The organism is Polaromonas sp. P1_F1 (assembly GCF_056405795.1).
In genome coordinates, this window is sequence record NZ_JBFUBJ010000006.1 from 52,414 (window position 1) to 66,435 (window position 14,022).

The window sequence follows — 14,022 nt, forward strand, 5'->3', positions numbered from 1 at the left end:
CCACGCAGGCAAGACCACCATGTCTCATCAGATTTTCAATCGCGCATTAAAAATCGTTGGATTCATGGCCCTGATCGCCGCCTTTGCAGTGCCAGCCGCGAATGCGGCAACCGCCAAAAAAACCATTGTCAAAAAGCAGCACGCCTCGTCCAAGGCGTCGGTTTCCCAAAAAGTTATTTCCACACGCAAGAGCGTACGTTTTGTTGCAGGTACAAAACGCAGAAGCATCATCCGCGTGTCCATTCCGGCCAAACCATCCTTCGGTCAGATTGCCGGTTTGCACGGTTCGCAAGATCCCCTTGAACTGAAGTCCAGCGTCGCGCTGGTGATCGACCAGGACACACGTGAAGTGCTGTTCAGCAAAAACGATCACGCTGTGTTGCCGATCGCATCCCTCACCAAATTGATGACCGGCGTCATCGTCAGCGGCGCCAAGCTGCCCATGGATGAGCTCATCACCATCACGCAAGACGACGTGGACACCGAAAAGGGCAGCAGTTCACGCCTGAAGGTCGGCACCACGCTCACGCGTGGTGAGCTGCTCCACCTGGCCCTGATGTCCAGCGAGAACCGCGCAGCGCACGCCCTGGGCCGTACCTATCCCGGTGGCATGGGCACGTTTGTCAACCTGATGAACGCCAAGGCAAAAATGCTGGGCATGACGGACACCAGCTATGTGGAGCCCACCGGCCTTTCAAGCCGCAACCAGTCCAGTGCGCAGGATCTGGCGACGCTGGTCAACGCAGCACATGGCGACCCCATGTTGCGTGAGCTCTCCACATCGACGGGTTATCAAGTTGCAGTCGGCACCCGCACGCTGCAGTACAACAATACAAATCGCCTGGTGAAAAACCCCGACTGGGATATCGGCCTGCAAAAAACCGGCTACATCTCTGAAGCTGGCCAGTGCCTGGTCATGCAGACCAAAATCGCGGGCCGCAAACTGATCATGGTGTTTCTGGATTCCGCCGGCAAGCTGAGCCGTCTGGGTGATGCCGAGCGCGTACGCCGCTGGGTGGAGTCGAATCCGGTGGCCGAACCCAAGGTGAATGTCAGCACCTCTATCAAGCAGGTGAACGGCTAAGCCTTCCCGAGGTGCGCAACCTGCTATCTTATTTATAGCTGCTCGCGTCCAATCTGATTGGGCTGTAGCCTCTTTTACCTGGGTTTGTAACCCAGCGCGGCTGAAATCTCATTCGCAGTCGCCTGCAACTTGGGCAGCCAGTGTTCGTCCAGCCGGTCAGCCGGGGCCGAAATCGACAAGCCCGCTACCAGCTGGTTCTGGTCATCGTAAATACCTGCAGCCATGCAGCGCACTCCCAACTCCAGTTCTTCGTTGTCGCGCGCGATGCCGTATTGGCGTGCTTTGGAAAGCTCGCGCTCCAGAATTGGCAGCTGCGTGATGCTGTTGCGTGTCTGCCCCGGCAGGCCGGTGCGTGTCGCGTAGGTGCGCAGGCGCTGCGGGTCGTCAAACGCGAGGAACAGTTTGCCCACAGACGTTAGATGCAGCGGCGCACGGCCCCCGATGGCCCGCACCACCTGCATGCCGGAGCGTTCACTGTAGGCGCGCTCCACGTACACGATTTCGTCGCCCTGGCGCATGCTCAGGTTGACCGGCTGCTGCGTGAGCTTGTGCAGTTCGCGCATGGGCAGCAGCGCAGCGTCACGGACGTCCAGGCGGGCCTTGACGAGGTTGCCCAGCTCCAGCAGTCGCATGCCCAGCCGGTAGCTGCCCGCTGCGGGGCGATCCACAAAACGGCCCGTGGCCAGATCGTTCAGGATGCGATGTGCGGTAGAGGGATGGAGCCCCGACTTCTCGCTGATTTCCTTGAGCGAAAGCGCTTCTTCGCGGTTCGCCAGGATTTCGAGCAGCGTGAACATCCTTTCAATGACCTGAACGGTCGGTGTCGCGGGAAGGGCTGAATCGGGCTTTTTCATGTGCAGGCTTTCTGCTGCAAATTTTACCCTGTGAAATCCTGATGCGCTGGATGATGCGCCTGGTGGGGCCGATGCCTATGCCTTGTCGGATGGCCTGCCTGTATTTTCTGCCGCAGGCTCTGCGGAAAGCACCCACTGCCCGTCGACCAGCACTTCGTTGGGCCTGAATCCGGCCTTGTAGTTCATTTTTGGGCTTTCCGCGATCCAGTAGCCCAGGTACACATAGGGCAAATCGAGGCGCCGGGCCTGCTCGATCTGCCACAGCACGCTGTAGTTGCCGTAGCTTGCGCGGCCATCCGGCTCGTAAAACGTATAGACCGCGGAAATGCCGTCCTCCAGCACATCAAGGATGGACACCATCTTCAGAGCGCCTGGCTCGCCGTCAGGCAGGCTTTCGCGAAACTCCACCAGGCGTGAATTCACGCGGCTTTGCAGCAGGAACTGGGTGTATTGGTCAATGCTGTCATGGTCCATGCCGCCGCCTGCGTGACGGCCGTTCTGGTAACGCAGGTAGAGCTGGTAATGCTCCGGCATGAAGCAAAGCTTGAGGATGCGGGCCTGTAGCGTCTGGTGCCGCTTCCAGGCGCGGCGCTGGCTGTTGTTGGGGCTGAAGCTGCCAACAGGCACCCGTAGCGGGACGCAGGCCTGGCACCCATCACAGTAGGGGCGGTAGGTAAACATGCCGCTGCGCCGGAAGCCGTTGGTCACAAGGTCCGAATAGGCGTCGTTGTGGATGAGGTGGCTGGGTGTGGCAACCTGCGAGCGGGCCTGCTTGCCCGGCAGATAACTGCACGGGTAGGGCGCCGTTGCGTAGAACTGCAAGGTTTGCAGGGGCAGGTCTTTGAGATGTGTCACGGTAGGTCCAGGGTTCCCTTCGTTCCCGTCGTCAATATCTGATTCCAGTATACGGGTTCAAAGTGCCAGTCGGGCCCCGTTTTACCCACGCTTTGTCCGAGGTGGGCAACAAATTCCGCCCGGCTGATTTCTCCCGCGCCCAGGGACGCCAGGTGATGGGTATTTTGCTGGCAATCAATCATGGTGATGTGCTGTTCACGGCAAAAAGCCACCAGTGCCGCCAGTGCGATTTTGGATGCATCGGTCTGGTGTGCAAACATCGATTCGCCAAACACCATGCGGCCCAGATTCACACAATACAAGCCGCCTGCCAGCGCGCCGTCGATCCAGGTCTCCACGCTGTGCGCATGGCCTGCCTTGTGAAGGGCGCTATAGGCCTGCACCATGTCAGGGACTATCCAGGTACCGGGTTGGCCGGAACGGGGCTTGCTGGCGCAGGCGTCGATGACGCGCTCAAAGGCGCTGTCGAATCTGATTTCGCAGCGATGCTGTTCCTGAAAACGAACTACCGTTTTGCGCAGCGACCGGTGCAGCTTGAAGTGCCGGGTCTGCAGCACCATGCGAGGGTCAGGGCTCCACCAGAGCACGGGCTGGCCTAGGCTGTACCAGGGGAAAATTCCCTGCGAATACGCATGAACCAAGGTCGGCACATCCAGGGCGGCACCAGCCGCGAGCAAACCGGGTGCCGGGTCATGGGGCCCCCATGCGGTATCCAGCGAGGGAAAGTTTTCGCCGGCGGCAAGCCAGGGCACGGGGCGCGGGAGTTTACCCATGTCTTAAAAATGGACAGTCATAAAGCCATTAAAACAGCGGGCCGTGAAGGACATGCGCAAATGGTAGCCGAGCAGGCTGCTGCGGCGTGGCCAAAGCGTTGTCGAGACCAGTTATCCATCGAGATGCTATTGATTTGATAGCTGCTTGCGCACATCAAACAAGGGCCGAGGGCCAATACGCCGCTGTGCTTTTTGCCCACGCAGAGCCGGCCGCTTGCCATTCAGCGGGAACAAGGCATTGACAGAATTCCGCAGGCTTAAAAAGCCAGAAAATTGACGCTATAATCTAAGGCTGTATTCCTCAATAGCTCAGTTGGTAGAGCGCCGGACTGTTAATCCGTAGGTCCCTGGTTCGAGCCCAGGTTGAGGAGCCAATAAATTCAAGGCCTGCACGCAAGTGCGGGCCTTTTGTCTTTCTTGGCGCCGCGAAACATGATGAGGCGCCACGTCTCATACCATTTCCCCGCGTCAGCTCGATCCTGGTGGTCTGCCGTTAAGTGCCCTATCGTCAGGCGGGGTACCTAGTACCATCGTCAGGAAAATCTTCGAATACCTTCGAATACACAAGGCGACGAGTAGTTGATGGCGCCCTCACAGACCGTAAACATGCAAAACCTAGAAATCAAGCTGCGGATATTCGGCACCCTCCTGGTGCTCTTGCTATTCGTGCCAGCCAGCCATGCGCAAGTCTATAAGTGGGTAGATGCGAAGGGGCAAACGCATTATTCTTCGCGAAAGGACGATGCCGGTGCGGCCAGGGCAGATGAAGTGAAACTGCCGCCTCAGCCAGCACCGTCTCCAATCGCCAAACCTTCAGCCGAATACTTGCGTGGACAAACCAGGCAACCGCAACCACGACTGGTGCCGGAGAAGGTGGCTGACAGTCCACCCACACCAAAACCGCCCAAATCGCTCTCGGGGGGAAAAGAAGATGGCACCGATGCGTCACGATGTGCTCTGGCCCGGGACGTTCTTAGCGGCGCTGTAAGGCACCGCAATGGGCAACCCACGGACAAATATGATCGTGACGTTGCCCAAAATGATGTCCGGGCATTTTGCCGCTAGTGGCACCTCTGCTTGAATTTGCAGGGTGTACCTGAGGGCTACGGAAAACGAATGACTGCACTCATGACTGCAACTGCTTTTGACCACGAATACCCCCGAGTGCTGAGCATTGCAGGGTCCGACAGCGGCGGCGGCGCCGGCATCCAGGCCGATCTCAAGACTTTCGCCGCGCTGGGCTGCTACGGCATGACCGCCATCACAGCGCTGACGGCCCAGAACACGCGCGGCGTTCGCGCCATCCACGGCGTGCCGCCGCAGATGCTGCGCGACCAGATCGATGCCGTGATCGAAGACATAGGCACGCATGCGGTGAAGATAGGCATGCTGCACGCGCCCGACATCGTGCGGACCGTGGCGGAGGCAATTGACCGGCATGCGCTGCAGAACGTGGTGCTGGATCCGGTCATGGTCGCCACCAGCGGCGCGGTGCTGATCGACAACCCGGCCATTGCGGTGCTGGTGCGGGAGCTCTTCCCACGTGCCATGGTGGTCACCCCAAATCTCGACGAAGCTTCGCTGTTGGTCGGCCGCCCTCTGGGCGATGAGCAGGCCATGCAGGCCGCCGCACAGGAGTTGCTGACGCAGGGCGCCCGCGCCGTGCTGCTCAAGGGCGGGCATTTGCCCGGCGACGTGGTCAGCGATTTACTGGTCACGCAAAATGGCGAACTGCACTGGATGCGCGGGCCGCGCATTCCCAGCCCCAACACCCACGGCACCGGTTGCACGTTGTCGTCTGCGATTGCCGCGCACCTGGCGTTGGGGCACCCTCTGCTGGAGGCCGTGCAGCTCGCACGTGCCTATGTGCGCGCAGCGCTGGAGGCCGGTGCGCGGGTGCGTACAGGTGCCGGTGGCGGGCCGCTGAACCACGGCCACGCGCCCATCGCGATGCGGCTCAAGCCGCTGCGGTAATACCGGAGCGGCCGCTGCGGGTGAGGCGTGCCAATGCAAAAGTCAGCACCAGCGTTGGTAGCGCTGCACCCCACTCGGGCGCAAATTTCGCGCACAGGTGATAACACGCAATGCCCAGCACCCAGATCGCGACGGCGCTGGGATTCACCTTGCGTTCGGCCACCAGCGAAGCGATATCGGACGTGCCGGCCAGCCGCGCCAGAATCACGCCGTACAAGGGCACAAAGACCGAACTGAGCATCAACAAAAAAGGCTCCAGGCTGTGCATGGGCAGCACCAGCGCCAGCGCAGTGCACAGCAGGGCCAGCCCCACGCCCCAGCGCCGCACGCTCCAGGCCGGTTTCAGGCTGTGGCCGGCCACCGAGCCCGAATAGAGATCGCCATACGCGTTGTCGACCTCATCGATCAGGATCAGCCCCAGCGCGATCAGGCCGCCTTGCGCCAGCAGCAGCGCGGCGACCAGGTCGGTACTGGGCGCCGTGATAGCGACGAGCACGCCCAGCGCATAGCACCAGATATTGGCGACGGCATAGCCCATCCAGGTGCCGCGCAGCGCGGCTTTGCCATCGCGTCCATGGCGCGCGAAATCGGCCACGAGGGGTAACCACGACACCGGCATTGCGATCACCAGGTCGAGTGCGGACAGCGTGCTCATGCCGCCTTCGCCGGGCCGCATCCACAGCGCGCTCAGTCCTTGGGCATTGGCCTTGGCCAGGAATTGCCAGCTCAACCACAGCAGCGAGGCGATGACCAGCGGCAGGCCATAACGGCCTATGAATTTGCGCACCAGTTTCACCATGGAGCCTGAGAGCAGCGTCAGCAGCACCGCACCCCACAGCAGGGTAGCGAGAAGGGGCCACAAGGCTCCGGTAAAGCCGCCCGACTGGCGCGCAATGGCCATGGTGCCGTCGCGCATCACCACAAGCTCAAACGTGGTCCAGCCGATGAGCTGCACGATGTTGAGCAGCACCGGCAGGCGCGCAAAGCTGCTGCCATAGGTGGCATGCATCAGCCCGGCGCTGGAAAGCCCGCTGTCGCAGCCGATCCTGGCCGTCCAGGCCAGCAAGCCGGCGCCAAGTACCGAGCCGCAAACGATCACCAGCAAGGCTGTCTGGGTGCCAACGGCCGGCACCAGGTAGGCGCCGATCTGCATGACCAGCAGGCCCACCCCGAGGCTGAGCCAGAGCGCAGCATGGTCGCTCCAGCCGAACAGGCGGTCACTGGAGGGCAATGGCGCAAGCGCGGTGTTGCCGGCGGCGGCAGAAGTAGAAGTCGTGGTCATCAGCAGTTCCGATCATCGATGCCAGGTCGGCCTGCTTGAAGCCCGAAAGAACAGCGGGCATCCGGAACATGCTTCCCTGCGCGAGGATTACCTCAAATCAGGTTCAAAGGGACTTTCTCAGCCACCGCAATTCGCGCGACGAATTGCAGCAACACCCCCAGCGAAAGCGCCTATGCAGACGCCAGCCAAATTGTAGGGTGATTCCGGGGCGGGCCTATTGCGTAAGCCGTACAGGCAACAAAAAGCCCGCACGCGGCGGGCTTTCAGGTGGAGCGAGCCAGTTCGGCTCAGTCGTCAAACACCGGCGATTCAACGCCCAGCACCTTGTGCAGTTTCGGGCTGGTCGTGGTGTATTGCAGGTGGATCTTCTTGTCCGGGAAGATCAAGGGAGCCGCGCCAAAAGCTGCCAGCGCGCACTCATGGAAGCCGCTGAGGATCAGCTTCTTCTTGCCGGGGTAGGTGTTGATGTCGCCGACTGCAAAAATGCCCGGAACATTGGTGGAAAACTTCTCGGTGTCTACCTTGAGCTGCTTGCGCTCGATGTCCAGGCCCCAGTTGGCGATCGGTCCGAGCTTGGGTGACAGGCCGAAGAACACCAGCAGCACGTCCAGCGGGACGACACGCGTCACGCCGTCGGAGCCGGTGACCTTGGCGCCGGTCAGCTTGCCGTCTTTTTCTTCGTAGCCGGTGATCTGGCCCACGATGAACTGCATCTCGTAGGCGTCGCAAAGCTCGCGCATTTTGGCCACGCTGGCAGGCGCCGCCTGGAAGCCGTCGCGGCGGTGGATCAGGATCACGCTCTCGGCCTTGTTCGGGCCCTCGGCGACAAAGTTCAGCGTCCAGTCAAGCGCGGAATCGCCGCCGCCCACAATCACCAGGTTCTTGCCGGCAAAGTCGGCGGGGCTCTTCACGCGGTAAAACAGCTGGCTTTCGTCAAATTTCTCCAGGCCGTCCACGCGCAGCAGCTTGGGCTGGAAGGCACCCACACCGGCTGCGATGAAAATGGTTTTGGTCAGGAAGCGCGTGCCTTTTGACGTTTCGACAAAGAAGCGGCCGTCCTGCTGCTTTTCAACCACGCTGACTTCCTGGCCGAAATGAAAGGTCGCGCCAAAGGGTTCGATCTGCTTGAGCAGGTTGTCGGTCAGCTCCTTGCCGGTGCACACGGGCACGGCCGGAATGTCGTAAATCGGCTTGTCGGGGTAAAGCTCAATGCACTGGCCGCCCGGGTAGGCCAGCGAGTCGATCACATGGGCCTTGATCTCAAGCAGGCCGAGCTCAAACACCTGAAACAGGCCTACGGGCCCGGCGCCCACAATCACCGCATCGGTTTCGATGGGGCCGTCGTGCTGCGCTGCGGTATTGATCACTTCTTGGTTCAGTTGAGGTTCCATGGTTCCTGGGGCGCTTTGCAACGCGCGTGGCGGCTCGGGGAGGGCGAGGTGCCGGTGGCTTCAGGCCGGATAAGCCGAATGAACCGGCTTAGTAGGGCTTAGCGGACCAATTCGGACAGTTTGCCCGTCTTGTCTTTCCATTCCTCGGCGTCGGGCAGGGCATCCTTGCGCTTGGTGATGCTTTTCCAGCCTGCAGCGCGGCTCAATTCCACATTGAGCTGAATGAATGCAACCTGGTCGGCCGGCACGTCTTCCTCGGCGTAGATGGCATTGACCGGGCACTCGGGGATGCAGACGGCGCAGTCGATGCATTCGTCCGGATCGATCACCAGCATGTTGGGGCCTTCCCGGAAGCAATCCACGGGGCAGACATCCACACAGTCGGTGTATTTGCAGCGGATGCACGATTCGGAGACGATGTGAGTCATGTTATTTGGGGCTAATCGGTGGAAACCCTCAATTTTAAGAGGATTCCGTGAGCAGGGTTAAGTCGTTGAGGGCGCGGGGCTTGATCCTGGTCAAAGGATCAGCACGGCACCTGAAGTCTTGTTCGAGGCGGTGTCCACCAGGACCAGCGAGCCCAGCATGCGCGACCGGGCATAGGGCAGGGTGGCCAGCGGCTCCTGCAGGCTCAGCTCGATGTGGCCGATGGCATTGGGCGGAAGCTCGCTGGCGTCTTCCTCGGCGAGGGTGTTGACGTCGAGCTTGTGAACGATGCGTTTGACCTTGGCCTTGACCCAGCGGTGGCCATGCAGCGCCCAGTAGACGCGTCCGGCGACCAGCGGCTCATCGTCCATCCAGGCCACGGTGGCCGAGATCTCCCGCGAGGGCTCAAAGGTATCAGTGGCCAGCAGCCAGTCGCCGCGCGACACATCGACTTCCCGGTCCAGCACGATGCCTGCACTGTGGCCGGCCAGGATGGCCTTGGGCTGGCGGGCATGGTCCAGCACCTGCGCCACCACGGCCGTCTTGCCGCTGGGGAGTATGGTCACGCTCTGGCCCGGCTGTACGCCGCCCGAGGCAACGCGGCCCCAGAAGACGCGCCGTCCTTGAGAGGTATCGGATGAAGATGAAAACTTTTCAACCCATTGCACCGGGAAGGCAAAGGCTTCGGTGGTCTCGGCGGGCGTAACGGGCAGGTGTTCCAGCAACTGCAGCAGCGACAAGCCTTCATAACCGCACCAGCCGGGTTGGGCATCCACCACGTTAAAGCCTTTGAGGGCGGACACGGGCACAGTCGCTTTCACCGGGATTTTCCCGGCCCGGGCGAATGCTGCCAGCGCTGCTTCAATGTTCCTGAAAGCCAGCGTCGGGTCTTTCACGGCGTCGAGCTTGTTCACGGCGAACACGATGGACGGCACACGCAGCAGGTTGACCAGCAGCGAATGGCGGCGGGTTTGCTGCAGCAGCTCCAGCGCAGGGTTTTTCCAGTCGAGCTTGGTCGCATCCACCAGCACGACGGCGGCGTCGGCACTGGAGGCGGCCGTCACCATGTTGCGGGTGTATTGCTCATGCCCTGGGGCATCGCCAATGATGAATTTGCGGCTTTCAGTGGCGAAATAGCGGTAGGCCACGTCAATGGTGATGCCCTGTTCGCGCTCGGCTGAAAGGCCGTCCGTCAGCAATGCCAGGTCGGTTTCACCCTGGCGCTGCACGCCGGCCAGATGGTCCTGCAGCACGGCCTTGCTGTCCACCAGCAGGCGGCCGATCAGGGTGCTTTTGCCGTCGTCGACCGAACCGCAGGTGATGAACTTCAACGCAGGTTTCAGGTCGTTTTGGCCTGCAACCATTTCTGGCTGTGCGCCACCAGCTATCAAATCAGTAGTGTGGGTACTTGTAGTCATCTCAGTCTCAAAAATGGTGGCAAGGTCTTTATCAGTGGGGGCTGCGGGTCCGGCTGTGCCGGTCCGCAGGCGCCGCCCCCTGGGGGGAGCAGGCGAAGCCTGCCCGGGGGAGAACTAAAAATACCCGTCTTTCTTGCGCTTTTCCATGGAGGCGTCGGAGGTCTTGTCGTCCATGCGCGTGGCGCCGCGCTCGCTCACGTCGGCGGCCAGCGTTTCAATCACGATCTCGGCGGCCGTGGCCGCGGGGCTGTCCACCGGGCAGGTGCAGGTGATGTCGCCGACGGTGCGAAAACGCACGGTCTTTTCCACCACCTGTTCGCCGTCGCGCGCGGGCGTGAGCTCCGTCACCGGCACCAGCAGGCCCTTGCGCTCAACCACCTTGCGCTGGTGCGCGTAGTAGAGCGATGGCAGGGCAATCTTTTCGCGCTCGATGTACTGCCACACGTCGAGTTCGGTCCAGTTGGAGATCGGGAAAACGCGAAAGTGCTCGCCAGGCTGCAGACGCGTGTTGAACAGCGTCCAGAGTTCGGGGCGCTGGGCTTTGGGCTGCCACTGGCCGAAGCTGTCGCGGTGCGAAAAGATGCGCTCTTTGGCGCGCGCTTTTTCCTCGTCGCGGCGCGCGCCGCCAATCAGCGCGTCAAAGCGGAATTCGTCAATCGCCTCCAGCAGCGTGACCGACTGGTGCACATTGCGCGATTCGCCCGGGTGTGCCAGCCGCACGGTGCCGCGTTTCATCGAGTCTTCGACATTGCGCACGATCAGTTCGGCGCCCAGCTCTTTTGCGCGCAGGTCGCGAAAGTCGGTCACTTCATGGAAGTTGTGACCGGTGTCGATCATCAGAAGCGGGTAGGGAATGCGACCCACGCCGAACGCTTTCTCGGCGCACTTGAGCATCACCAACGAATCCTTGCCGCCCGAAAACAGCAGGGCCGGGCGCTCAAAGGCGGCGGCGACTTCACGCAGGATGAAGATGGTTTCTTCTTCCAGCGCGTCGAGGTGGGAGTTGGACAGCCGCGCGATGGAGGTCGCCGGGTCGGCTGGCAGCAGGTGGGATGGGGTGCGGGCGTTCATAGGTCAGTCAGTGCGCAAGGTGCAGGCCGCATTCGCGGTTGTCTTCGCCCTTGGTGGGGTCCACATAGTCAAAGTTGTTGGGCAGGCCGTTGATCTCACAGTACTGGTAAAGGTCCTTGGACGACCAGTGCAGGAGCGGCGCGACCTTGATCAGGCCGTCGGGGTTGACGCTGACCGGATCCATCTGGGCGCGTACCGCGGTGTCGGTGGCGCGCAAGGCCGTGAACCAGACCTGGGGCGCGGTTTCACGCAGGGCGCGGGCAAAGGGCTCGAGTTTCACCTCCTCAGTGAAGGCCGCATGGCGTGGATCGTCCAGCGCCGGGGTCGGACCCTCCACCGCCTCGCGGTGTGCACGGGAGCGGCGCGGCAGGTAAATATGCAGGTCCAGCTTGAGCAGCCTGGTCACTTCGTCGGCAAAGCGGTAGGTGGCCTCGGTGTTGTAGCCGTTGTCCATCCAGACCACGGGAACGCGGGAATTGGCGCGCGTCACCATGTGCAGTATCACCGCCTCGAAGGGACGGAAATTGGTGGTGACGATGGCGGGCCGGCCCAGTCCCACGGCCCAGCCCACCAGGCCCTGTGCGTTGTGGCCGAGTTCTGCGTTGATCTTTGCAAGGTCGAGGCTCATGGTGTTCAGGCGCAAGCCGCCTCCTTGAAGTGGGGTTGCACGTCCACCGCGTCGCCCTGGTATTTGCCTGCGCTGTAACCGGGGTAGGACGCCAGCACGCGCTGGGCCACGGCCATGTCCTGGTCGGCGCGCAGCACGGCGGTGTCAAAACCGCTGCGCTCCATCTGCGCCAGCTGGTCCACCAGTACGTCGCCGGTGGCGCGGATTTCACCCTTGAATTCGCGGCGGCGGCGCAGCAGGAAGGCCTGGCTGTAGGCGCGGCCGTCGGTGAACTTCGGGAAGTTCAGGTCAATGCGAGAGATGCCGTCGAGTGAGACCTCGAAGGGATCGGCGTCGTTCGCAAGGACCAGGGTACCAGGCTGTTCCGCGCCGCTTTGTTCGCTGAAAGGCAGTAATTTCATGGTCAGTCCTTTCAGTGCGCGACGGTGTTGGGGGCAAAGCGCGCAGCCTTGGCGGCGGCCTTGTACGGTTCAATGCCGACGCGACGGAAAGTCGCAATGAACGTTTCGCCGTCCTCGCGCAGCTGGCGATAGGTGTCCAGCACCGCTTCAATGACTTCGGGCACTTCGGCGCCGGTAAACGAAGGGCCGACCACCTTGCCGGACACCGAGGCACCGCTCAGCGTGGAACCATCGGAGCCGCCCAGCGAGACCTGGTACCACTCCAGGCCATCCTTGTCCACACCCAGGATGCCGATGTGGCCGCTGTGATGATGGCCGCAGGAGTTGATGCAGCCGCTGATGTGCAGGTCAATCTCGCCCAGGTCGTGCAGCTCGTCCATGTCCTGGTAGCGCTCGGTGATGGCTTCGGCGATCGGGATGGAGCGCGCATTGGCCAGCGAGCAGAAGTCGCCACCGGGGCAGGCGATCATGTCGGTCAGCAGGTGGATGTTGGGCTTGGCAAAACCGGCCTTGCGGGCGGCACGCCAGAGCTCGGGCAGCTCGTCGCAGCGAACCCAGGGCAGCAGCAGGTTCTGGTCGTGCGTCACACGCACTTCACCGGCGCTGAACTGGTCGGCCAGGTCAGCCGCGATGTCCAACTGGTCGGCCGTCGCGTCGCCGGGCGCCTGGCCCAGGCGCTTGAACGACAGCGTCACGGCGCGCAGGTCGGGGTTCTGGTGCGGGGCCACATTGCGCTGCAGCCAGCGGCCGAACTCCACGTCGTCTTCGGCGGCGGCGCGCAGGATGTTGGCAATTTTTGTATCGGCGCTCTTGCGGTCGCAATTGAGCGCGGGCGGCACAAAGCAGGCTGTCACCCGGTCGAGTTCTTCCTGCGTGATGGTGTGCGGCGCGCCGTCGTGTTCCAGAATCTGCTTGTATTCGGCCTCGACGTCGTCGATGTAGCGCTGGCCTTCGGCCTTCACCAGAATCTTGATACGGGCCTTGTAGATGTTGTCGCGGCGGCCATAGCGGTTGTACACACGTACCACGGCTTCCAGGTAATTCATGATCTGGTTCCAGGGCAGGAACTCGCGGATCACGGTGCCGATCACCGGCGTGCGGCCCATACCGCCACCCACCAGCACCTTGAAGCCCAGTTCGCCTTCGGCATTGCGGATCAAATGGAGGCCGACATCGTGCCAGGCCGTGGCGGCGCGGTCTTCGCGGGCGCCGCTGATCGCGATCTTGAACTTGCGCGGCAGGAAGGCGAACTCGGGGTGCAGCGTGCTCCACTGGCGCAGGATTTCGCCGAAGGGACGCGGGTCGGCGATCTCGTCAACGGCGATGCCGGCGCGTTCGTCGCTGGTGATGTTGCGGATGCAATTACCGCTGGTCTGGATGCCGTGCATGGCGACGCTGGCCAGCAGGTCCATCACCTCGGCCGACTTGTCGAGCGGAATCCAGTTGTATTGCACGTTCTGGCGCGTCGTGAAGTGGGCGTAGCCGGTGGTCAGCTTGGAGCTGACCGACAGGCCGTTTTTCAGATTGACGGGGCCGAGCTTGTCCTGCTTGGCTTGGGCTTCATTGAACAGCGCGGCGTTGGGCTGGTCGTATTCGCGGGCGATTTTGGCCAGCACGCGCATCTGCGCGCTCGACAGCTCGCCATAAGGCACGGCCACGCGCAGCATGGGCGCATAGCGCTGTACATACCAGCCGTTTTGCAGGCGCAGCGGGCGAAATTCGTCTTCAGGCAACTGGCCTGCCTGCCAGCGGGTCAGCTGGTCACGGTACTGGTTGGCGCGGGCCTTGACAAACTCGCGGTCAAATTCTGTGTATTGGTACATGGCTGTCGGGATCCAAACGTCGTGGGATTTTTATAAGGAGAG

The 14,022-nt window shown here is 61.8% G+C and carries 14 protein-coding genes and 1 tRNA gene; 4 read left to right on the top strand and 11 right to left on the bottom strand.

Going from position 1 to position 14,022, the window contains the following annotated elements; all coding sequences use genetic code 11:
- The first annotated feature begins 19 nt into the window (after window positions 1-19).
- Window positions 20-1,084, top strand: coding sequence for a D-alanyl-D-alanine endopeptidase (gene pbpG / locus AC1DZE_RS16420; RefSeq protein WP_477670843.1), 1,065 nt, complete (start codon window positions 20-22; stop codon window positions 1,082-1,084).
- A 74-nt stretch (window positions 1,085-1,158) separates the two neighbouring features.
- Here pbpG and AC1DZE_RS16425 read toward each other — a convergent pair whose 3' ends face one another.
- The 3 genes from AC1DZE_RS16425 to aat form a co-directional block, all read right to left on the bottom strand.
- Window positions 1,159-1,938 (bottom strand): IclR family transcriptional regulator, encoded by a 780-nt coding sequence (locus tag AC1DZE_RS16425; protein WP_477670842.1) that lies wholly within the window; start codon window positions 1,936-1,938, stop codon window positions 1,159-1,161.
- Window positions 1,939-2,013: 75 nt separating this feature from the next.
- Entirely contained in the window at window positions 2,014-2,793 is a 780-nt protein-coding gene (locus AC1DZE_RS16430) for an arginyltransferase (RefSeq protein ID WP_477670841.1), read from the bottom strand.
- A complete protein-coding gene (gene aat, locus AC1DZE_RS16435; RefSeq protein ID WP_477673923.1) occupies window positions 2,790-3,566 on the bottom strand; it encodes a leucyl/phenylalanyl-tRNA--protein transferase in 777 nt (258 codons plus the stop codon). The genes AC1DZE_RS16430 and aat overlap by 4 nt, the downstream gene beginning before the upstream one ends.
- 298 nt (window positions 3,567-3,864) lie before the next feature.
- On the opposite strand from aat, the gene AC1DZE_RS16440 reads away from it, so the two are divergent.
- From AC1DZE_RS16440 to thiD, 3 genes are all read left to right on the top strand, one after another.
- Window positions 3,865-3,940, top strand: a tRNA-Asn gene (locus AC1DZE_RS16440).
- Between the two features lie 232 nt (window positions 3,941-4,172).
- A complete protein-coding gene (locus AC1DZE_RS16445) occupies window positions 4,173-4,631 on the top strand; it encodes a DUF4124 domain-containing protein (RefSeq protein WP_477670839.1) in 459 nt (152 codons plus the stop codon).
- Between the two features lie 63 nt (window positions 4,632-4,694).
- Window positions 4,695-5,540, top strand: coding sequence for a bifunctional hydroxymethylpyrimidine kinase/phosphomethylpyrimidine kinase (gene thiD / locus AC1DZE_RS16450; RefSeq protein ID WP_477673925.1), 846 nt, complete (start codon window positions 4,695-4,697; stop codon window positions 5,538-5,540).
- Here thiD and AC1DZE_RS16455 read toward each other — a convergent pair.
- The 8 genes from AC1DZE_RS16455 to AC1DZE_RS16490 all read right to left on the bottom strand — a co-directional run bounded on the left by AC1DZE_RS16455 (window position 5,524) and on the right by AC1DZE_RS16490 (window position 13,980).
- A complete protein-coding gene (locus AC1DZE_RS16455; protein WP_477670837.1) occupies window positions 5,524-6,822 on the bottom strand; it encodes a purine-cytosine permease family protein in 1,299 nt (432 codons plus the stop codon). The genes thiD and AC1DZE_RS16455 overlap by 17 nt on opposite strands.
- Before the next feature lie 287 nt (window positions 6,823-7,109).
- Window positions 7,110-8,213: an NAD(P)/FAD-dependent oxidoreductase gene (locus AC1DZE_RS16460; protein ID WP_477670836.1), complete on the bottom strand. Its 1,104-nt coding sequence runs from the start codon at window positions 8,211-8,213 to the stop codon at window positions 7,110-7,112.
- 98 nt (window positions 8,214-8,311) lie between these two features.
- Window positions 8,312-8,641 carry a ferredoxin FdxA gene (gene fdxA, locus AC1DZE_RS16465; protein ID WP_457278594.1) on the bottom strand — a complete coding sequence of 110 codons (330 nt, stop codon included), beginning with the start codon at window positions 8,639-8,641 and terminating at the stop codon, window positions 8,312-8,314.
- Window positions 8,642-8,731: 90 nt separating this feature from the next.
- Complete coding sequence (locus AC1DZE_RS16470; protein ID WP_477700308.1) at window positions 8,732-10,057, bottom strand: sulfate adenylyltransferase subunit 1; 1,326 nt, start codon at window positions 10,055-10,057, stop codon at window positions 8,732-8,734.
- Between the two features lie 114 nt (window positions 10,058-10,171).
- Complete coding sequence (gene cysD, locus AC1DZE_RS16475) at window positions 10,172-11,128, bottom strand: sulfate adenylyltransferase subunit CysD (RefSeq protein WP_477651623.1); 957 nt, start codon at window positions 11,126-11,128, stop codon at window positions 10,172-10,174.
- A 7-nt stretch (window positions 11,129-11,135) separates the two neighbouring features.
- A complete protein-coding gene (locus tag AC1DZE_RS16480; protein ID WP_477670834.1) occupies window positions 11,136-11,756 on the bottom strand; it encodes a phosphoadenosine phosphosulfate reductase domain-containing protein in 621 nt (206 codons plus the stop codon).
- A 5-nt stretch (window positions 11,757-11,761) separates the two neighbouring features.
- Window positions 11,762-12,157 (bottom strand): DUF934 domain-containing protein, encoded by a 396-nt coding sequence (locus AC1DZE_RS16485; protein ID WP_477670833.1) that lies wholly within the window; start codon window positions 12,155-12,157, stop codon window positions 11,762-11,764.
- 11 nt (window positions 12,158-12,168) lie between these two features.
- Complete coding sequence (locus AC1DZE_RS16490; RefSeq protein WP_477700309.1) at window positions 12,169-13,980, bottom strand: nitrite/sulfite reductase; 1,812 nt, start codon at window positions 13,978-13,980, stop codon at window positions 12,169-12,171.
- Window positions 13,981-14,022: the final 42 nt, after the last annotated feature.

Excerpts from the sequence above, each read along its gene's own strand:
- AC1DZE_RS16485 (WP_477670833.1), bottom strand. The coding sequence starts at position 12,157 with ATGAAATTACTGCCTTTCAGCGAACAAAGCGGCGCGGAACAGCCTGGT.
- AC1DZE_RS16455 (WP_477670837.1), bottom strand. The coding sequence starts at position 6,822 with ATGACCACGACTTCTACTTCTGCCGCCGCCGGCAACACCGCGCTTGCG.
- thiD (WP_477673925.1), top strand. The coding sequence starts at position 4,695 with ATGACTGCAACTGCTTTTGACCACGAATACCCCCGAGTGCTGAGCATT.
- aat (WP_477673923.1), bottom strand. The coding sequence starts at position 3,566 with ATGGGTAAACTCCCGCGCCCCGTGCCCTGGCTTGCCGCCGGCGAAAAC.
- AC1DZE_RS16470 (WP_477700308.1), bottom strand. The coding sequence starts at position 10,057 with ATGACTACAAGTACCCACACTACTGATTTGATAGCTGGTGGCGCACAG.
- cysD (WP_477651623.1), bottom strand. The coding sequence starts at position 11,128 with ATGAACGCCCGCACCCCATCCCACCTGCTGCCAGCCGACCCGGCGACC.
- AC1DZE_RS16480 (WP_477670834.1), bottom strand. The coding sequence starts at position 11,756 with ATGAGCCTCGACCTTGCAAAGATCAACGCAGAACTCGGCCACAACGCA.
- AC1DZE_RS16445 (WP_477670839.1), top strand. The coding sequence starts at position 4,173 with ATGCAAAACCTAGAAATCAAGCTGCGGATATTCGGCACCCTCCTGGTG.
- AC1DZE_RS16490 (WP_477700309.1), bottom strand. The coding sequence starts at position 13,980 with ATGTACCAATACACAGAATTTGACCGCGAGTTTGTCAAGGCCCGCGCC.
- fdxA (WP_457278594.1), bottom strand. The coding sequence starts at position 8,641 with ATGACTCACATCGTCTCCGAATCGTGCATCCGCTGCAAATACACCGAC.
- AC1DZE_RS16425 (WP_477670842.1), bottom strand. The coding sequence starts at position 1,938 with ATGAAAAAGCCCGATTCAGCCCTTCCCGCGACACCGACCGTTCAGGTC.
- AC1DZE_RS16460 (WP_477670836.1), bottom strand. The coding sequence starts at position 8,213 with ATGGAACCTCAACTGAACCAAGAAGTGATCAATACCGCAGCGCAGCAC.
- pbpG (WP_477670843.1), top strand. The coding sequence starts at position 20 with ATGTCTCATCAGATTTTCAATCGCGCATTAAAAATCGTTGGATTCATG.